The sequence below is a fragment of the Listeria ivanovii subsp. londoniensis genome (assembly GCF_000763495.1).
Classification (GTDB): Bacteria; Bacillota; Bacilli; order Lactobacillales; family Listeriaceae; genus Listeria; species Listeria londoniensis.
In genome coordinates this window covers 175,816-201,757 of sequence record NZ_CP009576.1, presented here as the reverse complement: position 1 = coordinate 201,757, position 25,942 = coordinate 175,816, and the positions used below count along the sequence as shown (strand labels likewise).

The 25,942-nt window shown below is 36.9% G+C and carries 27 protein-coding genes and 2 pseudogenes; 7 read left to right on the top strand and 22 right to left on the bottom strand.

All coding sequences use genetic code 11. From position 1 onward, the window contains the following. Positions 1–87: 87 nt before the first annotated feature. The 5 genes from JL53_RS01060 to JL53_RS01040 all read right to left on the bottom strand — a co-directional run bounded on the left by JL53_RS01060 (position 88) and on the right by JL53_RS01040 (position 2,473). Positions 88–390 (bottom strand): hypothetical protein, encoded by a 303-nt coding sequence (locus JL53_RS01060; protein WP_038406486.1) that lies wholly within the window; start codon positions 388–390, stop codon positions 88–90. A 47-nt stretch (positions 391–437) separates the two neighbouring features. Beyond that, positions 438–950: a protein LmaA gene (gene lmaA, locus JL53_RS01055; protein ID WP_038406485.1), complete on the bottom strand. Its 513-nt coding sequence runs from the start codon at positions 948–950 to the stop codon at positions 438–440. A 12-nt stretch (positions 951–962) separates the two neighbouring features. After that, on the bottom strand, positions 963–1,352 hold the full coding sequence (locus JL53_RS01050; RefSeq protein WP_038406484.1) for a DUF5072 family protein: 390 nt from the start codon (positions 1,350–1,352) through the stop codon (positions 963–965). 260 nt (positions 1,353–1,612) lie between these two features. Further along, entirely contained in the window at positions 1,613–2,032 is a 420-nt protein-coding gene (locus tag JL53_RS01045) for an ArpU family phage packaging/lysis transcriptional regulator (RefSeq protein WP_038406483.1), read from the bottom strand. A 12-nt stretch (positions 2,033–2,044) separates the two neighbouring features. Beyond that, entirely contained in the window at positions 2,045–2,473 is a 429-nt protein-coding gene (locus tag JL53_RS01040; protein ID WP_038408106.1) for a hypothetical protein, read from the bottom strand. Positions 2,474–2,697: 224 nt separating this feature from the next. On the opposite strand from JL53_RS01040, the gene JL53_RS01035 reads away from it, so the two are divergent. The 3 genes from JL53_RS01035 to JL53_RS01025 all read left to right on the top strand — a co-directional run bounded on the left by JL53_RS01035 (position 2,698) and on the right by JL53_RS01025 (position 4,353). Next, complete coding sequence (locus tag JL53_RS01035) at positions 2,698–3,033, top strand: type II toxin-antitoxin system RelB family anti-toxin (protein WP_003718206.1); 336 nt, start codon at positions 2,698–2,700, stop codon at positions 3,031–3,033. Between the two features lie 5 nt (positions 3,034–3,038). Continuing rightward, positions 3,039–3,491 carry an ImmA/IrrE family metallo-endopeptidase gene (locus tag JL53_RS01030; RefSeq protein ID WP_003718205.1) on the top strand — a complete coding sequence of 151 codons (453 nt, stop codon included), beginning with the start codon at positions 3,039–3,041 and terminating at the stop codon, positions 3,489–3,491. Positions 3,492–3,684: 193 nt separating this feature from the next. Then, complete coding sequence (locus tag JL53_RS01025; RefSeq protein WP_003718204.1) at positions 3,685–4,353, top strand: Crp/Fnr family transcriptional regulator; 669 nt, start codon at positions 3,685–3,687, stop codon at positions 4,351–4,353. Here the strand turns inward: JL53_RS01025 and JL53_RS01020 are convergent. The 3 genes from JL53_RS01020 to JL53_RS01010 all read right to left on the bottom strand — a co-directional run bounded on the left by JL53_RS01020 (position 4,350) and on the right by JL53_RS01010 (position 7,218). Then, the gene (locus JL53_RS01020) at positions 4,350–5,057 is read right to left on the bottom strand and encodes an EAL domain-containing protein (protein ID WP_077916434.1); all 708 of its coding nucleotides are present in this window, start codon (positions 5,055–5,057) and stop codon (positions 4,350–4,352) included. The two genes, JL53_RS01025 and JL53_RS01020, sit on opposite strands and share 4 nt — an antisense overlap. Before the next feature lie 105 nt (positions 5,058–5,162). Continuing rightward, positions 5,163–6,278, bottom strand: a complete 1,116-nt coding sequence (locus JL53_RS01015; protein ID WP_038406479.1) for an alpha/beta hydrolase — start codon at positions 6,276–6,278, stop codon at positions 5,163–5,165. 106 nt (positions 6,279–6,384) lie between these two features. Next, complete coding sequence (locus JL53_RS01010; RefSeq protein WP_038406477.1) at positions 6,385–7,218, bottom strand: AraC family transcriptional regulator; 834 nt, start codon at positions 7,216–7,218, stop codon at positions 6,385–6,387. Positions 7,219–7,362: 144 nt separating this feature from the next. On the opposite strand from JL53_RS01010, the gene JL53_RS01005 reads away from it, so the two are divergent. Then, positions 7,363–9,105: an ABC transporter ATP-binding protein gene (locus JL53_RS01005; protein WP_038408105.1), complete on the top strand. Its 1,743-nt coding sequence runs from the start codon at positions 7,363–7,365 to the stop codon at positions 9,103–9,105. Continuing rightward, entirely contained in the window at positions 9,098–10,879 is a 1,782-nt protein-coding gene (locus JL53_RS01000; protein WP_038406476.1) for an ABC transporter ATP-binding protein, read from the top strand. The genes JL53_RS01005 and JL53_RS01000 overlap by 8 nt, the downstream gene beginning before the upstream one ends. Before the next feature lie 47 nt (positions 10,880–10,926). Here the strand turns inward: JL53_RS01000 and JL53_RS00995 are convergent, their stop codons facing one another. The 9 genes and pseudogenes from JL53_RS00995 to JL53_RS00955 form a co-directional block, all read right to left on the bottom strand. Beyond that, entirely contained in the window at positions 10,927–11,970 is a 1,044-nt protein-coding gene (locus JL53_RS00995) for an alpha/beta hydrolase (RefSeq protein WP_052010521.1), read from the bottom strand. A gap of 1 nt (position 11,971) precedes the next feature. Then, positions 11,972–13,321: a glycoside-pentoside-hexuronide (GPH):cation symporter gene (locus JL53_RS00990; protein WP_038406474.1), complete on the bottom strand. Its 1,350-nt coding sequence runs from the start codon at positions 13,319–13,321 to the stop codon at positions 11,972–11,974. Positions 13,322–13,428: 107 nt separating this feature from the next. Then, complete coding sequence (locus tag JL53_RS00985; RefSeq protein ID WP_038406472.1) at positions 13,429–14,253, bottom strand: AraC family transcriptional regulator; 825 nt, start codon at positions 14,251–14,253, stop codon at positions 13,429–13,431. A 15-nt stretch (positions 14,254–14,268) separates the two neighbouring features. Next, a complete protein-coding gene (locus JL53_RS00980) occupies positions 14,269–15,156 on the bottom strand; it encodes an ROK family protein (RefSeq protein WP_038406470.1) in 888 nt (295 codons plus the stop codon). A 169-nt stretch (positions 15,157–15,325) separates the two neighbouring features. Next, positions 15,326–15,505, bottom strand: a pseudogene (locus tag JL53_RS15770) (WxL protein host-binding domain-containing protein); the annotation flags it as partial. 58 nt (positions 15,506–15,563) lie between these two features. Continuing rightward, a complete protein-coding gene (chiB, locus tag JL53_RS00970) occupies positions 15,564–17,849 on the bottom strand; it encodes a chitinase ChiB (protein WP_038406467.1) in 2,286 nt (761 codons plus the stop codon). Positions 17,850–18,122: 273 nt separating this feature from the next. Continuing rightward, positions 18,123–18,496, bottom strand: a pseudogene (locus JL53_RS00965) (hypothetical protein). A 107-nt stretch (positions 18,497–18,603) separates the two neighbouring features. Beyond that, positions 18,604–19,236: a nitroreductase family protein gene (locus JL53_RS00960; protein WP_003718187.1), complete on the bottom strand. Its 633-nt coding sequence runs from the start codon at positions 19,234–19,236 to the stop codon at positions 18,604–18,606. Positions 19,237–19,251: 15 nt separating this feature from the next. After that, positions 19,252–19,542 carry a putative quinol monooxygenase gene (locus JL53_RS00955; RefSeq protein WP_003718186.1) on the bottom strand — a complete coding sequence of 97 codons (291 nt, stop codon included), beginning with the start codon at positions 19,540–19,542 and terminating at the stop codon, positions 19,252–19,254. Between the two features lie 112 nt (positions 19,543–19,654). Here JL53_RS00955 and JL53_RS00950 point away from each other — a divergent pair, with 112 nt between their 5' ends. Continuing rightward, positions 19,655–19,951, top strand: a complete 297-nt coding sequence (locus JL53_RS00950; RefSeq protein WP_003718185.1) for an ArsR/SmtB family transcription factor — start codon at positions 19,655–19,657, stop codon at positions 19,949–19,951. A 20-nt stretch (positions 19,952–19,971) separates the two neighbouring features. Here the strand turns inward: JL53_RS00950 and JL53_RS00945 are convergent, their stop codons facing one another. Further along, positions 19,972–21,435, bottom strand: coding sequence for a glycoside hydrolase family 1 protein (locus JL53_RS00945; protein ID WP_038406466.1), 1,464 nt, complete (start codon positions 21,433–21,435; stop codon positions 19,972–19,974). Position 21,436: 1 nt separating this feature from the next. Continuing rightward, complete coding sequence (locus JL53_RS00940) at positions 21,437–22,837, bottom strand: PTS transporter subunit EIIC (protein ID WP_038406464.1); 1,401 nt, start codon at positions 22,835–22,837, stop codon at positions 21,437–21,439. A 139-nt stretch (positions 22,838–22,976) separates the two neighbouring features. Between JL53_RS00940 and JL53_RS00935 the strand changes: the two genes are divergently transcribed. After that, positions 22,977–23,969 carry an AraC family transcriptional regulator gene (locus JL53_RS00935; RefSeq protein ID WP_038406462.1) on the top strand — a complete coding sequence of 331 codons (993 nt, stop codon included), beginning with the start codon at positions 22,977–22,979 and terminating at the stop codon, positions 23,967–23,969. Positions 23,970–24,022: 53 nt separating this feature from the next. Here JL53_RS00935 and JL53_RS00930 read toward each other — a convergent pair whose 3' ends face one another. The 3 genes from JL53_RS00930 to JL53_RS00920 all read right to left on the bottom strand — a co-directional run bounded on the left by JL53_RS00930 (position 24,023) and on the right by JL53_RS00920 (position 25,935). Beyond that, positions 24,023–24,373: a DUF2200 domain-containing protein gene (locus tag JL53_RS00930; RefSeq protein WP_038406461.1), complete on the bottom strand. Its 351-nt coding sequence runs from the start codon at positions 24,371–24,373 to the stop codon at positions 24,023–24,025. A gap of 130 nt (positions 24,374–24,503) precedes the next feature. Then, the gene (locus JL53_RS00925; RefSeq protein WP_038406460.1) at positions 24,504–24,896 is read right to left on the bottom strand and encodes a DUF956 family protein; all 393 of its coding nucleotides are present in this window, start codon (positions 24,894–24,896) and stop codon (positions 24,504–24,506) included. A gap of 127 nt (positions 24,897–25,023) precedes the next feature. Next, entirely contained in the window at positions 25,024–25,935 is a 912-nt protein-coding gene (locus JL53_RS00920) for a PTS system mannose/fructose/sorbose family transporter subunit IID (RefSeq protein WP_038406458.1), read from the bottom strand. Positions 25,936–25,942 lie beyond the last annotated feature (7 nt).

Genomic DNA, 25,942 nt, shown 5'->3' with positions numbered 1-25,942 from the left:
CTAGTTGTTTCTCAAGTTCAAAATCATTATTTGTTTCATTTGCAGTTTCTCCATCTTCTGCTCCAAAATATTCAAACTCAATTTGTTTTATCGGAACAAAAAACCCATATCCTCTTGTAATTTCTCAATAACAGCTACATTTAAAGAAATTAAACCCTGTTCTTCTACTAATTTGTCAAAAATTTCTAATGCTTCTTTTTGTTTTACAGCTACTAGCCCTTTTTCTTCAACTAAGCCAGAAACAAATAGCGTTTCAATAACTTGATAACTTAGAATTCCTTTATTAGCAGTTAAAGCAGCCACCAAACTAATTCCAGTTGTTAGTTCGACCGTTTTCACTTTTTGCTTATTAAATCGTAAAATATAGGTTGTATCATTCACTTCAAACATTCCATTTCCTCCTAAGGAAAAGCCACTTTTTGTAGTGGCTTTTTATTTTATTCCGCTGGTGTTACTGGTGCTTCTCCGGGCATTTGATCTCCGCCCTCAGTAATTGTTAAATCAACAAGTGCACCCATTCCATCAAGTTTTATGGAATAAGTCATCGCTTCATCAAAAGGTGCTTCAAAACTATAGTCAGCTACAATTGCCAAACCACCAAACAGACCTTTTTTAGAAGCTTGATTAATGACTTTAACACAAACCGGACTATCACTTTCAAAATATTTCGCCAATTCTTGGTGAGAATCTGCATCGGCCACATATAGACCGTCATTTTCGATTGACCATTCTTTCATTCCGCCAATTTTAGATTTCCAACCACCAATTGTATCTTTTGAGGTAATCTCGATACTATCTTTAGAACGATTAATCGTTAAACCTTGTTGACCTGCAACGGCTAGTAATTTATCTCCTGCCGCGTTAAAAATTGCTAAAACCACATCTTTCCCAGCAACAGCTTTAGCAGCTCCCGGTGTATAATCACAATATAAATTTTCTTCAAATGCCATTAATAATTCCTCCTAAATTTTCACTTTTAAATTGCGACAAATAACTATTTCAAAGCTTATTTTCGCATGTGTTAAATTGCCTTCTTTTACTAAATTTTGTTTTCCATAATGCCTAATAGTAAGTAGTTCATACCCTTCTGGCAAAATGAAACCCGATTGCATCAGCGTATCAATTAAATCGATTTTTATAGCATCCAACTCACTTGAATAATGATGGATTGCAAGACGATAAATTTCTTTCCACACTGTTCGACTTTCTTCTTCTTCTTGTTCAATCATTTCCATTATTGTTGTTGGAGTATCTACTTGATTTTGCATTACAATAGAAACATTGATTCCACCTTTTTCTTGAAGCATAGTTTTGGCTGCTTCTAAGACTCTCATGAAGTTCAAACTCTTCACTAAGCATTCACTCCTTAAAAATAGAACATAAAACTCGGTCAAGACCATTCTTAATAATTCATTCCTCCGAGTCTTACTCCTTAAATAGATCATTTGTTTATATCAACGGATTATCATCCAAATTCAAAACAAATACGTATCTCTATCAGAATAACGGTGCACCCAAATTCTGATGCAGCTTTTATTGTCATCCGCATACTGGACAAATTCCTTATCTTTATATTACTGCAAAAATAACTTAGAAAAATATCGCAAAAGTATCATGCTTTCCTAACCAAAATCCCCAAAACCGCAGCAAGCTCCAAAACTGCTCGTTTTTTTATTCGTTTAAATTGGGCGATTTCATAGGGCAAATCCATCATAATTGCTACATCCTGCTTTCGTTCGATATAGCAGCTTAGTAAAATAGTTCGATAAAGTGCATCCATTTGATTGAGTATTGTTGTGTATTTCTCCACTAGCCACTGCGCCTCGCGAATTAGTTCCTTATCATGTCTAGCAGAAAATGTAATTGTGTTAAAAACAGGTTCTTCCAAGCAACCATTTTTTTCTAGCTTTGGCTTTTGTGATAATCCACATATCATTCGAAAACGCTGAAAATCTGCGAAAAACCGCTTTACTTCTTGGACGGTTTTTATATAATTAATCTCTTTATTTTCTGGTAAAACAAGTACTTGCAATATAATCACTCCTTAATTATGGGCTTCGTTAATTACGAACGCTTCATACTGGCATTCAATCGTTGCATCGGGCAAACGGCTTATTTCCTCTTCTGTTTTATCTAAATGGTATGCTAAAATCTGAATCATCTCTTGTTGAATTCGAGGCCGTTGCTTTTTTGACAGTCCTTTTTTTCGTTTCCATTCTGCGAGTGAAGATCTAGATATGCCAATTAAGTTGCTAATTTGAGCATCGGAAAATGTCTTTTTATATGTTAAGTACTCTTGTGGTGATAAAATAAGTAATTTTTGCTCCGCTGTTAAAAGCCCTTTTTCTTCGTCTCCTAATGCTTCAAAGTATTCTAGTTCTTCTAATAATCTTTTCCTTACAAATCTGTTTTCTTCTTGTTCTAGCTGAAAAATTAATTGTATTTGTTTTTCTTTCAGAAGTTTTCTATCCATCATTTTCACTTCCATCTCCTAAATTTATTCATCCATTTTGAACAGTCTTGTCACCGTTTTGGTGCTTTTGCTGTAAAATTGCGTTGTTTTTATTTTTAATATAACTTTATTATAGCACCATTTCGGTTACAAGTAAATTAAATCAAACAATTTCGTCTTAAAAAGTTCCATTTTGGTGCTAATAGTGCTACACTATTAACATAAACACGTGGAGGATAATAATTATGGAGTTGAATAAGTTTGTAGGAAATAAAATAAAACAATATCGTGAGGAGCGTGGGTTAAATCAAGAAGCACTAGCAGAACGTTTGCACACCACGCGCCAAACTATTAGCCGCTATGAAAATGGTGATCGCAAAGCAAACCAAGATGTTTTATTTGAACTTGCGAAGATTTTTAACAAACGATTAGATGACTTTTTCCCAGAAAGGAACTTACCTCCTGTTGATGAACGAGGAATGACAGTCGCGGCCCACATAGATGATGATGTAACAGATGAAGAATTGCGAGATATACTAGCTTATATAGAGATGAAGAAAAAACTCCATCGCGGGATGTGATTTTATTGTATGAAAAATTGGTAGCTAAATACCAAGATGAAGTAACCATAAGAGAAGAAAAAATGCCTTACAAATTACCTGGTCTATATTTAAACGGAGTAATTTTGATCAATAAAAACCAGTCTTCCATTGAAAAAGGATGCATTTTAGCAGAAGAATTAATGCATTATAAATACACAGTTGGTAATATTACGAAACAAGAAACAATTATGGATAAGAAGCAAGAGCTTTTCGCCCGTAGAAAAGGTTATGAAGCAATGGTCCCGCTTGAAGATATCATTACTTGTTTTTATCTCGGACTAAGAGAATATTTTGAAGTGGCCGATTTTTTAGAAGTAACTGAGGAATTTTTGCGGAATACTGTTACGCATTACGCAGAAAAATACGGACCAATGTATGACTGCGGTGAATATTTAATTAATTTTGGTAGCGCTATTGATGTTTATAAAAAATTTTGAAGGCCCCGAAGCTAGTAGGTGCCTTTTTTTCTCTCGAATATCCGAAAATTTGTTTCGATTGAGTGTCTAAAATATGGCTAATTTGTGACAAACTCTCTATTTATGTATCTTTTTCGCCCGTTTGCGAGTACAGTTATTGTATTAACTAGTAAATAATGTGAATTAGTTTTACTTCATATAGGAGTTTTGATAAATGCTTTACATTAAAGATATATTAGATGTTATTTCGCATGAATATTCGAATAGGATTTCATTTAGTAAGGGTGATATTATCCACTCTTTTGGAGTTGATATAGGACGTAAAACACAAATGGGCATTATTATGTCTGGCGCAGCCACTGTTGAAGGGCATACATCTGAAGGTCGTTGGTTAATAAATGGACTAGTCGCTGAGTCGATGCTTTTTGGATTAGAAGTTTTGCTCGAGACAAGTACCACTCCTAAACTTATAGATTATCGTGTACGTGCCCTCACTGATGGAAGTGCCATACTGATTAATCGTGAGCTTTTCCTTAATTATTTATACGCAAATCCCCAAGTTTTCCACCAGATATTAGATAATGTTCTTGTTAAATATATGTTTACTGCGAAAAATTATAAAAATATTAATCAATCGCCATTTTACAAAGCAGCGAATGTCTTAGTGGAAATTGTGGAGCTATTGAATCTTCATCAACATGATAGTCAGATTACACTTCCATCTTATGTTACACAGTCGCTTTTAGCTGATTATTGTCGATCTAGTCGAGCCAGAATTACAGAAGTGTTGGAGACGATGCGGGAAAAAGGCTTACTGACTTCCAAAAAACCAATCACTATTAGTTCTTTCCAAAACTTGCAGAATCTGATTGAAAACTTTTAAGCCGGAAATGGCTTATTAACTAAATAACCTTGGAAAATCGAGACGCCATGGACTTCTAATATTGCCATGGTTTCTTTTGTTTCAATCCCCTCTACAACAAAATCCAAATTATTCTTCTGAGCAAAGTTCGCCCAAGCTTTAATAAAGTACAGCAAATCTTCTAAATCGATGCTTTTAAAATGGATTAAAGAAAACTTAATTTCAATTATATATGGCAAATAGCTCATCACTCGTTCCAAACTATTTAGGCCGCAGCTAACATCATCCATGGCAATATGATAACCTAGTCCGTAAATGACTTTGATTTTATTGAGGATAAACGCATCTTTGTCATTGGCATTTAAATGTTGCTTATGTGCGGGTACGTCAAAAATATCTTCGGTGATTTCTACAGTGATTCGATGGCTCTCGCTTCTCAGTTCATCTAGCCAGAGAAGTGTTTCAGCATAAAAAAGCTGTTGTGGCGCTATATTAATAGCAAAACGGTTGCTGGGATATTTATCTAAAACTTCTAAAAAAGCCTCAATAAACCACTCTGAAAAAACATAATACGTTTCTTCATTAGCAAGTACTGCTTCTAGCTCCGACAAAGGAAATTTAGGAACTTCGCTATCATCTCTAAGAAGTATTTCGTATTCGACAATATTTCCTTGGAGAACATCTAACTTTGGCTGGATAAAAAGTTGAAATTTCATGCGCCCTATCATTCCTTCCCTTTTCTTTTCTCCATTCTAATATACTTTTAGCACGAACCGCAAAATTTAGTCCAATGAAAAGCAGGTATTCCGCAAAATACCTGCTTTTCTATATTAAAATATTTCTTTCATCATTTGGACAATTTCATCTGCAGCATCTTCTGCTTGTGGGTAAATCCCGTATTTATCAATAAATGCATGACACATTCCTTGATATACGATTGCTTTTGTTTTGACGCCGCTAGTCATTAGTTGTTTTGCAAATACCGCTGCGAAAGCTCTAAGCGCATCAAATTCAGCACTAACAATTAAAGTTGGTGGATAAATGCTTTTATCTGGAGAAGACAATGGTGAATAGATTGGTGAAGCTGGATTTTCATCTCTTACATATGCTGTTCGAAGCAATAAACCAGAATTATTCATTCCAATAATTCCAGGAGCTACAACGGGCATCGTTTCTTCCGAGGCAGCAAACTTAGTGATATCCCACTTATATTTGTCATTATCCTCATCAATTAGCGTAAGGGCTGGATATAAGAGGGCTTGGAACCCGACATAGTTCGTTTTTGCTTCTCGGTCCATGTAACTTACTGCCGCCGCTAAGGTTCCTCCCGCACTGTCCCCTGAAACACCAATCTTCGTAGCATCGACTCGAAGTTTATCACTATTTTCTACGACCCAATTCAGTACACGGAAACAGTCTTTTGGTGCTGCTGGAGCCTTGAATTCAGGCGCTAAATGGTAATCAACATTAATAACAACTGCTGGGAGTTTTTCCGCAATGCCCTTACAAAAATTTTCCACTACTTCTGGTGTCCCTCCGACAAATCCACCACCATGATAAAAAATAAGGGCTGGCGCTAGTTCTTTTTGCGATTCATGATGATAAATTCGGACTGGAATATCTCCATACTCACCTTGAATGACTCTGTGTTCCGTTTTTACTCCTTTGGTTAAATCTTTATTGGGACTTCCCATCGAAGCACGCATTTGGAGGGCCGCTGCTGTCGCGATTTCTAAATTCGAAAAATCTGGCACGACCATTTCTTCTGGCATAGTTTCAATTGCTGCATTAGTGCCTTCTAACTCTTCTTCACGATCTTTTAATAGAAATGAATCGAGGTTTCCGCAAGATGTATCCGCTGCCATTTTAAAAATGACTTCGGTGCCTCCATCTTGTTGCATACGGTTATGTGTTTTTAAATATTTTAAGGCTTCTTCATAACGCATCAGTTCTTCCTTCTTCCTATGGTATATTTCTTTTTAATTTTACCACGGAGCATGCTTTTTTTGCGGTTATGTCATAATTATACCTTCAATTAGCTTGTTTTAGACGTTAACTAGATTTTCGCCAATTTTCAGATGGTGGGAAGCCGTAATATTTCTTGAAAAGCTTACTAAAATAATAAGCGTCATTATATCCAACCATGTTAGCCGCTTGTTTAACCGTGATATCTTTATTCTTGAGGAGCTCCTCAGCACGGGTAAGACGAATCTTGATTAAGTAATTAATTGGCGATTCTCCTGTTTCTTCTTTGAATACTTTAGAAATGTAGGCCGGGCTGATATACATTGTTTGCGATAACGATGAAAGCGACACATCCTCACTATGATGTTTTTCCATATAATGAATAATTTCATTCACAAGCATTTGCTTTTGCTGCTCATCCGTCGACAATTTCATCCCATTATTTTCAAGTTGTTCTGGGGTTGCTTCGCGTAAAATATGAATAATCAGCTGCATTACATTGGCTTTCAACATTAAATCATACCCCGGTTTTTCGGCATCTTTTTCATCAATAATTTGTTTAGCAATATTTAAAATAGCTGACTCTGTTTTGCTTTTTCGTAAAAATGCTTTTTTAAACGGGAACGTATTTCTTGTATAGCCTTCCAAAGTAAAATTACGAAAACCAATGTGGAGTTGTACGTTTGTCATCCCTGGTTCGGTAATATCGTAATGATTCACACCAGGGTTAAAAACTAATACATCCCCTGCACTTAATTCAACTCGCTCACCTTCAATATCATAAACACTTGTTCCTTCACAAATAATCGAAATTTCTAAAAAGTCATGATGGTGATTTTCTCCAATTCGTGGCTCATTTGTATAATAACTGGCGATATACAAAACTTGCGGATTGAATGTAGTTGTATTAATCTTTAGCATCTTTTCACCTCCTAATAATAGCGTTTACAATTATCCTTTAATTATATAACATTGTCCATGCTTCCAGCGAATATAAACCATTCTTTTTCCAAATTAGGGGTGTAAACTAAATGGATGAATAAAAGTAAAAAGGAAGTGAAACGAATGAAGAGTATGAAATGGATTTGGCAATATGTGCGGAAATATCGGCTGCTTATGTTTGGTGTATTTATTTTAATTTTTATTGCGTCTGGTATTAGTATTATTTATCCGCTACTTGGTGGAAAAGTGATTGATGATGTAGTTTATAAAAATCAGCCAAAATTACTTATTCCATTACTTTTAATCATGATTATTTCGACAATTATTCGAACGATTTGTCGTTATGCGTATCAGATTATGTGTGAGCGAATTGGACAAAACTCCCTTTTTCAAATTCGCGAAGATCTTTACAAAAAGTTACAGTCACTGGATTTCGATTTTTTTAATAATACTCGTGTAGGTGACATTATGGCACGAATGACCGGGGACACGGATGCGATTCGTCATTTTGTTTCTTGGGTGTCTTATAACATTTTGGAGAATATTTTCTTGTTTACGTTTGCGATTGTTATTATGACGACAATTGACTGGAAACTCACGCTGGCACTAGTGATTGTAACTCCACTAATTGCCTTCCTTACGATGAAAATGTCTAGCAAAGCACAACCAGTTTTTTATGAAATTCGTGAAAGCTTTTCGCGGCTTAACTCGATGGTAGAAGAAAATATTAGTGGAAACCGTGTCGTAAAAGCATTCGCGCGCGAAGATTTTGAAATGAAAAAATTTCATGCGCATAATGAGGATTTTAAGCAACGCAATTTAGATTCTGCTGCAGTTTCTAGGACTTATCTGCCTGTGCTTGATTCGCTAGCTGGAATTTTAGTAGTTATCACGCTTGTTTTCGGAGGTTATTTAGTAATTAAAGGCCAAATGACACTCGGCGATTTAGTTGCTTTCAACGGTTTCTTGTGGATGCTGAATGGCCCAATGCGGATGAGTGGTTGGCTAATTAATGATGTCCAACGTTTTGTTGCTTCATCTTTTAAAATTCAAGATATGATGGCTACCACAGCGAAAATTCCGATTCATGCCGAAAAACCAGCGCCGTCCTTGCAAGGCTATGTCGAGTTTAAAAATGTTAGTTTTCATTTTGAAGATGATCCAAATACCGACGTCTTGAAAAATATCTCTTTAAAAGCAGCTCCGGGACAAACGATTGCGATTTTAGGAGAAACTGGCGCGGGAAAATCTACTTTAGTCAACTTGATTTGCCGCTTTTATGATCCGACTTCTGGTGAAATTTTATTAGATGGCGTCGATGCGAAAAAGTGGCATGTGCGGGAACTTAGAAATCATATCGCGACCGTTATGCAAGATATTTTTCTGTTTTCCGACACAATTGAAGGAAATATTGCTTTTGGTGCACCAGATGCAACGATGGAAGATGTCCGGCGAATGGCTCGAATTGCTGATGCGGACCATTTTATCGAAACAATGCCAGAAAGTTATGACACCATTGTTGGCGAGCGCGGAGTTGGTCTTTCTGGTGGGCAAAAACAACGGATTTCGCTAGCTCGGGCACTGCTGAAAAATCCTTCTATCCTCATTTTGGACGATACAACTTCTGCTGTTGATATGGAAACCGAAGTGAAAATCCAAGGAGAATTGAAACAAATTACGGAGCATACGACAACCTTTATTATTGCGCACCGGATTTCTTCAGTTAAAGAAGCAGATGAGATATTGATTTTGAATCACGGCGAAATTATCGAGCGTGGTACACATGTAAGTTTGCTAGCGAAAAAAGGTTATTACTTTGATATTTACAACAAACAACTTGGAACGGAGGCGAGTGCGAATGGCTAGAAATAAATTTGATGTCGATGAAGAGCTAGAAACAGCCTTCAGTTCCGCACATTTAAAACGGATTCTCGTATACGTCAAACCCTACCAAAAATCGATTTATCTGACGCTTGTTGTCATTTTACTTGCAAACATCGCAACAATGGTCGGACCATATTTAACGAAAGTAGTTATTGATGATACGATTCCGAATAAAGATTTGACTCAACTTTTCTGGATTGCGATTATTTTTATTGCTTCGGTTGTTATAACTGGGCTTTGTATGCGATATCGAATTAAGTCCATTACGCTGATTGGACAAGATATTCTGAAAGATATGCGTACTGCGATTTTTGGTCATTTACAAAAATTACCGTTCTCTTATTTTGACAGCAGACCTCACGGGAAAATTCTTATTCGTGTCGTTAACTATATTAATATGTTGAGTGATTTACTTTCTAATGGGCTAATTAATTTAATCTCTGACATTTTAAGTGTGCTCGTTACACTTGGTTTTATGCTGATGATTGATCCAACGCTGACACTTTATAGTTTGGCACTAATTCCTGTCTTGTTTGTTATTGTTATGGTGATAAAAACGGCGCAACGGAAGGCTTACCAAGTACTTAGTAATAAACAGTCCAATATGAACGCTTATATTCATGAAAGTATCGCCGGGATAAAAGTAACCCAAAGTTTTTCCCGCGAAGAAGAAAATTTTGAGATTTTCACTGAAGTAAGTAACGATTATCGAACTTCATGGATGAAAGCTGTCAAAATTCAGTTCTTGCTTTGGCCAGGTGTACAAAATATCGCGGTAATGACGACTTGTCTAATTTACTTTGTTGGTATTAAAGGCTACGGAGTCGATGTTTCAACCGGGACTCTGATTGCATTTATTGGTTATGTCGGAAACTTTTGGAATCCAGTAATTAATATCGGGAACTTTTATAATTCACTTATTACCGCTACGACTTACTTGGAACGAATTTTCGAAACAATGGACGTGGAGCCAGATATTAAAGATTTACCAAATGCGAAAAAAATGCCACAAATTGTTGGTAATGTTGATTTTAAAGATGTATATTTCCGTTATGAAGAAGGCCATGATATTTTGAAAGGCATTAATTTCCATGTTGATGCAGGTGAATCCATTGCACTCGTTGGTCCGACTGGTGCAGGAAAGACAACGATTATAAATTTACTGAGTCGTTTTTATGATATTAATTCTGGTGATATTTTAGTTGATGGCGAAAATATTCAGGGTGTAACACTCAGATCGCTTCGAGAACAAATGGGCGTAATGCTCCAAGATACATTTATTTTCTCAGGAACAATTATTGAAAATATCCGCTACGGTAAATTGGATGCAACAGAAGCAGAAATTATCGCTGCCGCCAAAGTTGTTCGTGCTCACGACTTTATATCTGGATTAAAGGATGGCTACTATACCGAAGTGAAAGAACGTGGTAGCACACTTTCAGCTGGTCAACGGCAACTTATTTCTTTTGCTCGGGCATTACTTGCTGATCCGAAAATTCTTATTCTTGATGAAGCCACTTCAAGCATTGATACGCAGACGGAAATTTTGCTTCAAGAAGGTCTAGAGAAATTGCTTGAGGGTCGTACTTCTTTTATTATTGCGCATCGGCTTTCAACAATTAAGAACAGCTCCCGAATTTTTTATATTGATAATGGGAAAATTCAAGAATCAGGCAGCCACGATGAATTGATGGCGCAACACGGTTATTATTATAATCTGTATCAATCACAATTCGACATGCTTCAGGCGTTATAATAGAGAAAAGGTAACTAGATTCAAGTCTCTAGTTACCTTTTTTGCTATTAATTCAATACTTCTAACACAAAATTAACCGTTTCTTCCATCAAATCTTCTGCTTGTGGTAAGTCGCCAATTTGGTCCATGAAAGCATGAATCATGCCGTTGTATTGGATGTATTGTGTTGGTACTTTTGCGGCACGTAGTTTATCTACCAATAGTTCATTTTGCAACCGAAGCGGATCAAACTCACCAACAGCTATCATCGTTGGCGGAAGAAATGCTAGATCTTTTGAATGCAATGGTGAAATAAATGGATTACTTGCATCTACACCTGGATTTAAATACCATTTGTCCACTTGCACGTCTAAATTACCAAAGCCCTTCACATAATTGGTAATAATCTCCACATCTTCCTTCATTTCGAGTTTGGAATCGTCCCACAGCTCACCTTGCCCATTAATCCCACGCATTACCGTTGCATACAATAAAACCTCTGCTTTAATAAAATTGGTGCCTAGCGTCCGGTCAAGAAGCGTTGTCGTGATACTAAGATTCCCACCTGCTGAGTCGCCCGCAATCGCGATTTTCTCTTTATTAACTCCTAGTGATTCGGAGTGTTCATAAATCCATTTCACAGCGCGGTAGCAATCTAACAGCCCTTCTGGATATTTGTTTTCTGGCGCTAAACCGTAATCAATTGAAATCACCGCAATATCGCCTTTATCAGCTAATAGTCTACATGGATGATCGACATTATCAAGCGAACCTCCAAAAAAACCTCCGCCATGAAGAAAGACAATTACTGGAAGCGAACCAGCTAGCTTTGCTTTTCGATAAATCCTAACCGGGATATTTCCATCAAAAATTTCATTCGCTATTTTCATTTCATTTGTAGCAATATCTTTACTCGGCCAGCCCATCGCAGCCCGAGACATTTCAAGTGTCACCTCACCTGGACTCATCGAATCCGCTTCTTTTGGTGTTATTTGGCTTTTGAAAACTTTATCTAGATAACCAGATTCCGTAAAACCTGGTACAAATTTTATCCATTTTTCAGCGTTTCCATTTTTTTGTTTCAACATTTTTAATTGGTCGTTATAATTCACTTTACATTCCTCCTGCTTTTCTCGCTTCTAAATCGCTTGTCATTTCGTCACTAGTTTTATCTAAGTCATAGAAAAGCATTACGAATATAGCAAGGGCAATACCGATAATCGGAACCCAAATATAGCTCCATTCAATCGCCATTAGTGCTGATTTACTCTGTACTTGATTTGGCACATATCCACCGGCTGCTAATAACCAACCGGAAAGCGCTCCACCTACACCCATCCCGATTTTAACTCCCATTGCGGGTGCCGATGATAGGAATCCTTGTGCGCGAATGCCAGTTTTCCATTCACCGTAATCGACCGTATCAGCTGACATGGCAAAAAGTATCGGCTGAATTAACCCTAAACCAAGGACGCCGACAATCGCCCCGATAAATAACAACACAACCGAGTCATTTAAACTAGAGAACCAAACAATTAATTGACCAAATGCAAAGACAACTAAACCAACTATCATCGTCATTTTTTTAGAAAAAATGTTTGTTAACGCTGGGATGAAAATCGTCGCTACAATGCTTAATGTCGAAATGCCGAGAACTCCAGCAGCTAAGTCTGGCCGATTGAAATTATACGTTAAATAATAAACGGTTGACTGCATTTTTATTGTAAAAACAAGGAAATATAAGAAAGCAAAAATAACCAATATAATCCATGGCTTGTTGTTTTTCATTACTAAAACCAAGTCTTTCATGCTGATTTTTTCGTCAGCAGCAACTGGTTTCACTTTTTCACGGACATTTTTAAATGCAATTAAAAATAATATCGCCGCAATAACTGCGAGCATTACGACTGTCCAGAAAAATCCTTTTTGTTTATCTCCTTGGCCGATTAAATCCACAAGCGGCAATACACAAATACTAATTACAGCGCTACCAATCGCCGCAAAAATCATCCGAACAGTAACAATAACCGTTCTTTCTTTCGGGCTGCTAGACAAGCTTGGTAAAATTGCTGTTACTGGTACATTAATAGCAGAATATAGAATGCTTAGCGCCATATAAGTGATGTACGCATAAATAATTTTCCCCGTATCGCTTAAATCTGGCGTTGTAAAGGTAAGAATAAATACCACAGAAAGCGGAACTGATAACCATAAAAAATACGGTCGCGCCTTTCCCCACCTAGTATTCGTCCGGTCAATCAAAACACCAAAAACCGGACCATCAAACGCATCAATACACCGTGTTACTAAGAAAAGCGTCCCAACAGCCCCAGCACTTATTCCAAAAACATCTGTGTAAAAATAAATTAAATACGTACTAATCATTGCAAAAACAAAATTTGATGCTGTGTCACTAAGCCCATAACTAATACGTTCTTTCCAAGTTGTTTGCTTATCAAACATGTCGTTACCCTCCTAAAAATTAAATATGAAAGCGCCTTCTTTCATGTTTAATTTTAGAGGTTTAAATTCGCCTTAGCCCGCCCTTTTCCCGCTAATTAAGCGTCAAGTTATGACTTTTTTTGGATTCGATATTTGTTTGGAGTGGTAAAATAAGCTTTTTTAAACACTCGTGTAAATGATTTTTCATTTGGAAAACCGCAAGAAAAGGCAATATAACTAATCGCTTTGTCCGTATTCATCAACAATTGGTACGCCTCGTTTAAGCGAACTAACTCCAAATACTCAAGCACCGTCATTCCCATATACTTCTTAAAAAAACGCGAAAAATATTCTGATGTCAAATTAAAATGACTGGCTAAATCAGAAACCGCCATTTCCTCAGCAAAATTCTTTCTCATATAACTTGTAATTTCCGTTAGCCGTTCTAAGTGCTTTTCTGTTGAAATTGGTGTCACCGCCTTTTTAGGGGCAGAAAAATCTCTGACCAGAATATAAAGAATATCAAAAATAAGCGCTTTTATATGTAGTGAATTTTTATCGCCTTCTACTTCTTCAATAAACTTGTTTAATAAATCTTGTAAATACAGAGACTTATCACCTATAAATGTACAAAACTCTAACTTAGCAAAATCCGGTATATTCTCTTGCAAAAAGCCATACGGGAAAAATAACGACAAAGCTTTACGATTTTCTTCAAAATTAGGGAAAACGGAATGAATCGCGTTAGAGTTAATAACAATAATGTTCCCTTGTTGTGTCGTGTAATTAACCCCATCAATATAAAAGTTTGGAACGGAGCCTTGGATAGTGTAGCCGATTTCGAGTGCCTCATGCCAGTGCCTAGGAATCGCAACCGCATCAGGCATACTATGAATAATATATTTCACTGGTATCTTGGCATCTGCTTTAATAACTTCATAAGTGAACTCCATATCTATCTCCCCTTTTTAGGCAAATTGCAAGAAAAAATTGTAAAGTGCGCCGTATAAATTCGCGTCATTTTGGAAGTGACAGGTCATGATATTTGGTTTAGCTGCGTGGAAAGGATTAGCGGCTTTGATTTCTTCCACGGCTTCACTCAGACGCTCGACAACAATTGGTTGCGCACTAATTCCTCCACCTATAGCAATAATTTCTGGGTCAATTAAATACTGGATGTTCAAAATTTGAATTGCGAGACCATAAATATAGTCATTAAAAATGGTTATGGCTTCCTCGTCACCTTGATTAATCAATGCAAAAACTTGCTCGCCGTCCTTTTTATCTGTTAAATTTTTCTTTGTTGCGATTCGTTTAATGAGTTCCACCGCTGATCCAGTTCGACCAAAAAAATCTCCGCGCAATTTCTCCGTATCAAAATCCGTTTGCATATAGCTCACTTCTCCTGCCATTAAATGAACTCCTGATTGTAACTTACCTTCCATAATAATCCCACCACCAACGCCACTACCAAGCGTTAAAATAGCCGCACTATGCACATCTTTCGCAACACCTAACCATAATTCAGCAAGAGCCGCACTTTTTGCATCGTTTTGTAAGACAACTGGGACATGGCATTCACGAACAAGCATCTCTGCCAGATTTTTTTCATGCATGAATAATAGTGACCCACCTTGGTAAATCACTCCTTTTTTCGTATCAACCACACCTGGACAACTTACTGCAATACCTTTTATCGCTTGCTTATATGGCAAAAATTTTTCCACCATTTGTGCTACTAGTTCTTCGGCGCTTTTGGCAGTAGTAGGGAATTTATCTTTCATTTTTATATTTCCATTATTTTCCATTAAAGCAAATTTAACAAAAGTCCCACCAATATCGTATACAAAATACATCTGTCCGCATCCTTTCGTCACTCTTCCCTTCATTGTAATACGCTAGATATCGTTTTGTCCTCTATTTAGTGACTCTTTTCCCGTTAAATCATGACCTCGTGAAAAAAATCCGATTAAATATGTGATGGCAATAATTAATAGTAAAAGAAGAAATCCACCCATTATATACATCCACGCGTAGTCCGCCCACTAAGGTCGCTTTTATATTTTTCAAATTGAATTCGACAACATTATGGTAAATTTTTGTCATTGGTTGAATATCGTCAAGTTCAAGCTCTGGCTCCTCTAATGCCGGAATTTCCGTTAATTTGACGCCAATCACATAGGCATATTCATTTTTAAAATGGACAAAAAAAGAGCTACAAACACTTATACAGTGATTTGTAACTCTTTTATTATTTTCCCAATTAACTAATCAAAAGCCATGGTCCCCATTGTTCTGCTCCGGGTTCGTTGCCTTGTGTCCACCACTGTGCTTCATATGTTTTTCCTTTATAAGAAACCCGGTCGCCCTTATTGTAGGTTTTTGCGGTATCCCAAGCTGGGGTTGCAGGCGGTGCTGATGCATCTAGCGTTGTAACTGTTAATGCAGTACTTGCCGCAGAAAAGTTCCCCCCCGCATCGTAGGCTTTCACTGTGAAAGTGTAGGCTGTTTTGGCAGTTAAGCCACTATCCGTAAAAGTAGTTCCTGATACAGAACCTACTTCCGTTCCATTTCGATAAATTTTGTATCCCGCAACTGCTTTATTATCCGTTGAAGCAGTCCAATTCAATGTAGCTGATTTGTCAGTTACACTTGATGATACAACCGTTTTTGGAACAGTCGGTGCTTCAGTGTCAGTTGGATCTGGTACGACACTTCCGCCACCATAAATAGTTTGTTTGCTAAATTCGACACTTGATTTTACCATTCTTTGGGTTAAATCAATTTTGGAAATATTATTTACATCTACTGTCGCTGCACTTGATTTTAAGCGGAAAGTATAAGATGCGCCTTGTGGAATTTGTTGCGCGTCATAAACGGAAGCTAAATCAACCACTGTATTCCCGCCAGAAGTAGTAACGGTTCCTGCTTTATAATCCCCAGCAGTGAGCGTTTCGCCTGCTTTCACTGGAATATAAAACTTCGGTAATTTTACTGTTTCAAAGGCTAGTTCAGTTGATTTCAATACCTCATTTGTTTCATCCGCTTTTTCGTTATTTGTAATAGTGATTTCATATCCAACCCCATTTTCGCTATAAGGTTTTACAGTTGCTACCACATTCAAATCCGCATATTTTATCGTATTTTGTGGAATAGCGGTTGTGCCGAATAAGCCTGTTTTAATCGCCTTAGTAAGTTCATCTCGCTTGGTTGAAGTTGTTGCTTTATCTTGTGACTGCATCCAAGAAATCATGCCACCAAGGTTATTATCCTTCACATACTGAGCCTTATAGCCAATCGAACGCGTATTGTCATATGTGTAAAACTCCCCAGTTTCCTTACTATACAGATATGGCGCTTTAGCCGTATCATCCCAGTATTCTTTCAAAGTTGGTGTTTTTGCTTTCAAAGCGTCAATGCTTCTATAGGCATAAACTCCGCCTGCACGACCCCCGTCGCCAGTTTTGATTGGATTCTCATTATTCGCCCCGTAAGTTAGTGAGCCATCCGCATCTTTATTATTTTTTTCTGCTGCTTGGAAAAGTCCTGGTAAGGCAGTATCATCTCCAGCCGCTACTTTATTCCAGCCCCGAGTATAAAATGCTGCCCCAACAACTATTTTTTCCGAGACCGCTCCCTTGTCTTTTAAGTATTTTATCGTTTGGTCGACCGAAAATCCGCTATCATAATTAGGATCTTTCGGATTGCCATAAAGCGCTGTGTGATGCGCACTGTTTGGAGTCCATGCACCATTTAAGTCATACGTCATCACATTTGCAAAATCGACCACTTTAAAGAGATTCGCTACATCAATCCCATTTTCTAAAGTGGGTTTTGCAGCTGGCAAAGCAACCGACAATTCATATTTCTTATTAATGTCGACACCTTGTTTGTCCAAAGCTGTTCTTAAATCTTGTAAAAGCGTAATAAAGTTTTGTTTGTCCGCAGGTTTTGCATTTGGAGTGCCTTCGTCGTTTTTATTATCAACAAGGTCAGCAGCCCGCACCGATGCAGGATATTCCCAGTCCAAATCAACAAAGTCCATATTGGTATACTTCACAAATTTCATTACATTTTTGACAAAATTAGCTCGTTTGGTTGGGTCTGCCGCGACGGTCGAGAAATCCCCCGATTTAGACCAGCCTCCAACAGAAACGCCAATTTTCAAATTCGGATTTTGTGCCCGCAAATCTTGGATTGCGTTCAAAATCCCTGCATTCGCACCACCCCACTGAACTCCCTCTTGTCCAACAGGTGCCCCAACAGCAGCATCTTTATCCGTAAAAACTAAATCCCCATTACTATCAAAATCCAGAAAAGCAAAATTCAAATGTGTTAATTGCTCTGCCGGAATGTCTTTCGGATAAAAATTCCCTTCTCCTCCCCAAATCGACCAATCTCCATAATACATAACATTTCGATACTGCGGCACATTTTCAACCGCTTTGACCCGTTTTGGCTGCGCTACACCAATTGATACAACCACTAATGATAAAACCAACAACACTACAGATGCAATACTAAAAAGCTTCTTCGTCTTTTTATTCATCTCTTCACCCCGATTTTTGATTTATAAACCTCATTTCGGTAGTTCTAAGTTCGTCTCTGTACCCCTTTTGTGTGGTTGCCAGAACAGTCCTTCTCTTTGTCCACCCTCCTCGTAAAAGACTCATTCTGAGCATCTGTATAACATGCAATAATCATGCCAAAAGAAAGCGCTAACATAATAGAGTTTAGCGCTATTTTTAATTTACACAAGTATAAAAATTAGTTACACAGATACAAAAAAGATAGTATTAGCAATCCGCCAATACTACCATTATTAATTTTCTACTTTCACAATTTTGAACCAGTTTTTTCTAGAGTAAAAAAGGGAAGCAATACAAAGCGCCAAACTGATTCCCATTAAGACAATACTCGTCATCAAAAGACCCACTAAAAAAATGGAAACATTGCATATTGTAGAACTACCGCTTTAGCATTAACTTTTATCAATGCCTCATTATTATTATCTATTTCCACTTCTTGACTTCCCGAAAACCACCGATTTACTTTCACTTTTGTTTTCTCTTTTTTCGGCATAAAGAAATAGGATTCCCCATCATTCAATTCCACATTTCCTTCATTTTCTATTTTAATTTTTGTTGGTGAAATACCACCGAAAGTTCCAGCCTTACGAGTAATTTTAATAGTCATTTTTGCTTGGCCTCCTTCGTTTATGTAATATTCTAATTTAATTATATAACGAGGAAACATAAAAAAACAAGGAGATATTATGTCCCCTTGCTTCATTTCTATTCATTTTAAGCAAATGTCGTAACATCGCCAATTGGTAAACGATAAGAGTCATAACCATCTGTTTTAGCTTTACCGATTGATACAATCATCACTGGCTCGTAACGTTCTGGATTCATACCAAAAGCCTTAGCAACCTCTGTGCGTTCAAATCCACCAATTGGATTCGTATCATAGCCATAAGCACGAGCGACAAGCATTAGTTGCATTGCGACAATTCCACCATCAATCAATACAACACGTTCTAATTCAGAGCGCGGAATTGTTTTAAAATATTGGCTTAGTTTTGCCATTTGTTGTTCTTTTATATCAGCTGGCATTAAACCACGTTCCACTGCACCGCCATAAATTTTTTCGCCATTTTCGAAGTTTTGTAGATCTCCAAAAATCAAAATCATTGCCGAAGAAGTATCATTTTGTAGTGTATTAAAACGTATCAAGGGTTTCAGTTTTTCTTTACCTGCATCACTTTCAACTACTACAAAACGCCACGGTTGCATGTTCACAGATGAAGGTGCTGTCACCGCATCTGTAAGTATTGCTTGCATTTCTTCTTGGCTAATTTTCAACGTTTCATCGTATTCGCGAATCGAGCGACGGTTTTTCATTAAATCTTCAAAATCATTATTTAAATAAGTCATGTTATTTTTTCCTCCTTAGCGTGTGATTGGTGTTAAGACTGTGACTTCAAGGGGTTTTGCAACAAAATTAGCAGCTAGTTTCTGGAAATTTTTGAAATGATCGCTTTCATTATGTTTTGTAATCGCGTCCATATCTTCCCACTTCTCTAGCATGTAATACACTGTTTCGTCTTCAGTAGATTGCACTAACTCATAGCCATGATTCCCTACTTCGGTTCTTGTAGCAGCAATAACTTCTTTAACTGCTTGTAAAAAAGTTTCGGTTTGTTCTTTTTTTATCGTAATTTGCGCTTCGATATGCAACATTTCCCAACAACTTCTTTCGTATTTTATAGTTCGATTTTTTTCGAACTATAATAATATATCATAGATGCATGTTCCGCGCAATTAAAATGCAAGTTATGATATGATAGTTTGTATGAAAACGAAAAATGAATTATCCAAACCCGAATTATTATTAATATTCCAAGCACTTAGCGATCCAATCCGACTTGATATTTTCCTATGCCTACTCAAAAATAAGGAAAAGCGTTTTTCTGGTACAACTTACAATGTTTCCAAATCCACACTATCACACCATATTAAACTACTAAAAGAAGCCAAATTAATTAACTTACGAAAGGAAGGTACGACACATATTTATTCTGTTAATGAAAAACTTGTAGAACAGGTTGGTGCGTTCTTACTAGAAAAAACAGCAGCAACCGATGACTAAAATCGATTACTGCTGGCTTTTTAATTTAACATAAGTCCGTTAGTTTCAATCACTTTTTTATACCATACAAAAGAGTCTTTTTTCTTACGTTCATAGCTTCCTTTTCCTGCATCATCTAAATCAACATAAATGACACCATATCGTTTTGACATCTCAATAGTTCCACAACTTACAATATCAATAATGCCCCACATTGTGTAGCCGATTAGGTCGACTCCATCATGAATTGCTTCTGCCATCTGTTCCACATGTTTTGCTAAATAGTCGATGCGATAATCGTCATGAATACTACCATCTTCTCCTACTGTATCATACGCACCTAAACCATTCTCCGCGATAAAAATTGGTAGTTGATAACGGTCATACATTTCATTTAGTGAAACTCGTAAACCAATTGGGTCAATTTGCCAGCCCCAATCACTAGTTTCTAAATATGGATTCTTCATTCCACTAAGTAAATTTCCGCTTGTGATTTCATAATCAGGGTCTACACTTGCTATCATAGACATATAATAAGAAAATGACATGAAATTAACTGTATTTTCTTGTAGTAGTTCTAAATCTCCCTCTTCCATTTCTAATTGTACGTTAAGTTCTTCCAACATGCGGTTTGTGTAACTAGGATATTTCCCTCGAGCTAGTACATCTGTGTAAAAATAGTTTTTATAATTTTCATCTAAAATTGCCTGCATTACATCTTCTGGTTTACAAGTTGCTGGATAAGTAGTAAATCGAGCAATCATACCACCAATCATCGGCTGTTCCAACAATTCAAAACCCGCCTTAACTGCAAGCGCATTGGCTAGAAATTGATGATGCCCTGCTTGGAAAATAGTTTGATTATAGTTCTCCTCTTGGTCTTTGATAACCGCACATCCATTATAAGGATTGAATCTATTACAGTTGATTTCATTAAAAGGCAACCAGTAATCAACTAAATCTCCAAGTCTCTCATATAAAGTACGAGCATATTTTTCAAAAAAGAAAATAGTTTTACGATTTTTCCAACCACCATATTTAGTAACCAAATTAATTGGCATTCCATAATGCAGCATAGTCGCAAATACTTTCATTCCTTTAGCACGGCATGTTGTAAATAGGTCAATATAAAATTGAATACCTGCTTCATTCGGCGCTTCATCATCCCCATTCGGATAAATTCGCGACCAATCGATGGATGTCCGAAACACCCGCATACCCATTTCCTCTAAAAGCGCTAAATCTTCCTTATACCGATGGTAAAAATCAATCCCATGACGAAATGGGTAAGTCACTTCGTCTTGTGTTTCTAAAGCTGCTTGAAAACGTTCAGAAGTCATATTAATATTACGATTTTCGTCTCGTTTCTTTCGGTCCCATTCTGGATTAAAATAGCGCATTGACTGCGTATCTATCCCTTTCCCGTCTTCTAGGTAGCCTCCTTCTGCTTGTGCCGAAGAAATTGCTCCTCCCCATAAAAAATTATCTGGAAATTGTTTATTCATTTCATTTTCCCCCTAGTTCTTTTTGTAAATGATTATCCTTATAAATAAATGCCGTAGTTAAAATAAACGCTAGAATAAAACTTAACACCGAAGCCAAGATTGCAAAAATCAAATTCCAAGGATTAGCTGGGTCTATAAAAATTGGTAAAGTTGTTAATCCAGTTGGCGCAAATGTCATTCGTTTGACACTTAATATTCCAGCTAGCAGTCCACTAATTCCTCCAGCAATCATTACCGCTAAAAATGGTTTTTTATACTTTAAATTAACTCCATATAGTGCTGGTTCAGTTATGCCAAGAAGTGCCGTAAAGCCAGATGAGTAAGCTAAACTTTTAACTTGTGTCGTTTTGGCATAGCGTCCAACAGCAAAAGCGGCACCTCCTTGTGCAATATTTGCTACTAAAAAGCCAATTCCTAGCATATCAAAACCATTAGAAGAAATAGATTGTAATACAAGTGGAATAGTTATCGCATAGTGCATTCCAGTCATTATAAATATTGGTGATAACGCTCCAAATATTAGAGGTAACACCCAAATAGCATGCGCTTGGATTGCATCAATTACGTTTTCTAACCCTATACCAACCAAGTACCCCAATGGTCCAATCACCACTAAAGCTAGTGGAATCATCACGAAGAAAGTCACTAACGGACGAATAAAGAATTTCACTGCTTCTGGACAAAATTTATCAGCATAGCGATCGACATAGGAGGCAATCCAGATAATTAGCATAACTGGAATAACCGTCGAACTATAATTAGCTAATGTTACTGGTAAAAAACCGAATAAGTTTATTGGGTTTTTATCTGCTACTATTGTTACAAAACTTGGGTGAATTAATATGAGACCCATTAAAGCCCCTAAATACGGATTTAACTTGAATTTTAAAGAAGCTGAGAACGCTACCAAAACGGGCATAAAATAAAAAGCGGTATCTCCAGCAAATGTTAAAACTTTATACGTTCCTCCGGTAGGATCAATTAAATGAAATAGATCTAACAGCACTAAAAGCGTTTTTATCATCGCTGCAGCTGTAATCGCAGGTAATAGTGGTGTAAAAATACCTGTGATTGTATCTAATATGTTTGAAAAGACAGATTTTTTCTTATCCTCACTTGCTTCTATCACTTCTTTTTTCTCCACTTTATCACTAGTACCTTCTAGCTCAGCGGAAAAAGCCTCATAAACATGGCCAACATTTTGTCCAATAATGATTTGAAATTGCCCTCCACTATTAACACTTCCGAGTACACCATCTAAACCATCAATTTTATCTTTGTTAATTTGCGCTTCATCTTTCACAGTAATTCTCAAACGGGTAGCGCAATGAGTAGCATTATTCACATTTTGACTTCCACCGACATTAACTAGGATTCGTTTGCTTAAATCTTTTGTATCCATCCTAAGTCCTCCTCAATGATTTATTAGACCAATACTTGCGCAAATATTTCTTGCTAGCTATAATACAAGTATATATTTTTATAAAACGTTTTCAATAATTCTTTTCTAGTTAGTGACTAACAAAAGGTAAGGTGATTTTGTGAATAATGATTATTTAGCCAAGATTTTTGATTTAACGAAACCTGAAGAAAAGTATTTAGCTAACCCTGAATTTCACAGTCCAGTTTACCAACAATTACCTCAAGTGCTAATTGATGAGGAAAAAGTTTACAAATTCGAACTCCCAAATTTGAAAAAAAATATTATTGAAATTCGCCGAGACTCACGCTTCACTTCTGTCCCAAAACACATTCATAGCAATATCAATATTAACTATGTTTATTCAGGTACTTGTCACTACACTGTTAATGATAAGAAAACCTTACTCACCAAAGGAGATATTTGTATTGTTGATCGTAATGTAATTCGGGCAAAAGAAAAATTAACCGAAAATGATATTGTGCTCAATATTAGTTTGAGTAATGACTTTTTTTCGCGGGAATTTATTATGGGGCTAGGAGAAGCTAGTGTATTAACTAATTTTTTGTTTGCAGCAATTACGCAGAATAATCATCATGATGGCTATTTGATTTTTAGAAATAGTGATGAAACTATTGAAAACTACTTTAGTCAACTCATCAATGAATATTTTAAAAATGATTCGTTTAGTCGATACTCGATTGAAGCACTGTTTTCGTTGATATTTATTCAACTCATTCGTAACTATCAATCCAACGAAAACAAGCAAATCGTCCATATCAGCTCAACCGGCGCTGATAATCTGTTCGAGATTATTGAATACATTGAAAAGCATTCTGAGGTGTGCACGTTGGAAAAAACTGCTCAACTTTATAATTATCATCCCAAGTATTTATCTCAACTAATCAAACGTACTTTTGGAAAGACTTTTAAAGAAATTCAAACAGATCAACGCCTAAAAAATGCTACCCAGTATCTGGAATTTTCCGAGCAACCAATTTCGGAAATCGCGAATCTAGTTGGAATGTCTAACATCACTCAGTTCTACAAAAAATTCCATGAAAAGTATGGATTAACTCCAGCTGAATATCGGAGCAAGCTAATCGAGTATTGAACGTTACAAAAAGCGTCACCACATTTCCGTTGAAATGTGGTGACGCTTTTACTTTATTTTCTAAGAATCTTCTCCATCTTTTTACCTTTAGCTAGTTCATCAATTAGTTTGTCTAAATAGCGAATTTGTTGCATTAGCTTCTCTTCAATATCTTCCACTCGGTAACCACATATGACACCTGTAATTAATGTAGCATTCGGATTCATTTTTGGCGCTTGTTCAAAGAAAGTTTCAAAATCGATTTTTTGATCAATGGCTTGCTGTAACAAAGCCTCATCATATCCTGTTAGCCAAAAAATAATTTCGTCGACTTCTTCTTTGGTTCGTCCCTTCTTCTCAGCTTTTTGTATGTACAGGGGGTATACGCTTGCGAATGACATTGTGTAAATTCTCGGTTTCTTCATTTGGCACTCCTCCTCCAATTCACTTTCACTTTCACTTTCACTTTCACTACCTATTGTAACAAAATACGATATTTGTTCAAAAAAAAGCTTTAATAGACAGAAAACTGCCCACTAAAGCTTTTAGTATAAATTATTTAGCTTGTTTGTTTTTCTTCTTGCTAAATATCGACTTAAACGAGCGCTTCATAACATCCAAGAAACTTAGCGAACTCACCATGTTAGCTGGGTCGACATATACTCTTATCGCGCGCAAGACATCTTTAGGTTTTTTAGAAGCAAATGTGTATGTTCCGTTGCGCTTAGTTTTAATAGCATAGCGCGGAATCCACTTGCCTTTCAACATAACTGAAACGATAACTTGGTCGACTTCTTCCCACGGGATTTGGACAAACTTCCGCACATCACGCGAGTTGAAAAATTCAAAACCTTTATCGCCAATCATAATTTTCCCATAATCTGTGAGCCCTGTATAAGCGGTGGCATCTATTGTTAAATCTACCTTTGTATTAATCGATTGAACCAACTATATTCGCTCCATTTCTTTTCGCTTGTTTTGTTTATTATACCGCATTCGTATACTCGTGTCATACACTTAAAATCAAAAGAGGCCAGTGATTGCACCGCCAGCCTCTTTTGAATCAACTTTATTTTTACAGAAGCCCGATTACATGGCCAACTATACCAACTACGAATAGTCCTAAGATGATAATAATTGGGCTGATTTTTTTCTTAAGTAACCACATACACAGGAATGTAAGAGCTACTGCTGCAAGTCCTGGGATTAAGTTATCTAAGTTATTTTGCAAGGTTGTTACTTTAATTTCAGAAAGAGCTAAACCGGCTTGTTGTTGTTCTAAAGCCGTTTTAATGCCTTGCGCACCTTGTGGAAGATGACTCCAATCAATATATGCTCCGTCATCCAGTTTTACTTTCGAGATTATCGGTGCAAACTGGATATTTACCCACCTTTGTACCAAGGCGGCGAGCACGAACATCCCGAGTATTGAGGCCCCTTTTGTAATATCTTGTAGTAAGCCACCAGAAAGGTCATCAGTAATTTTCGAACCAGCTTTGTAACCAAATTCTTGGGTATACCACATGAAGCCCCAACGAATTACGTTCCAAGCAACGAAGAATAAAATTGGTCCAAGAATGTTTCCACTCAAGGCAAGAGAAGCACCTAATGCTCCTAACATCGGACGAATTGTAAACCAGAATACTGGGTCACCAACACCAGCTAGAGGTCCCATCATACCAACTTTAACCCCTTGAATTGCTACGTCATCCACTTCTGCTCCATTTGCACGTTCTTCTTCTAGCGCAAGTGTTACACCAAGAATTGGCGATGCAATGTAAGGATGTGTATTAAAGAATTCTAAATGACGTTTTAACGCAGCTGAACGGTCTTCTTTTGATTTATATAATTTTTTAATAGCGGGAATCATGGAGAAAGCCCAGCCACCATTTTGCATACGTTCATAGTTCCAAGAGCCTTGGATGAACGTAGAGCGCCATGCTACACGTAAGCGATCTCTTTTTGTTAATTCGATTTTTTCTGCCATTCTCTTC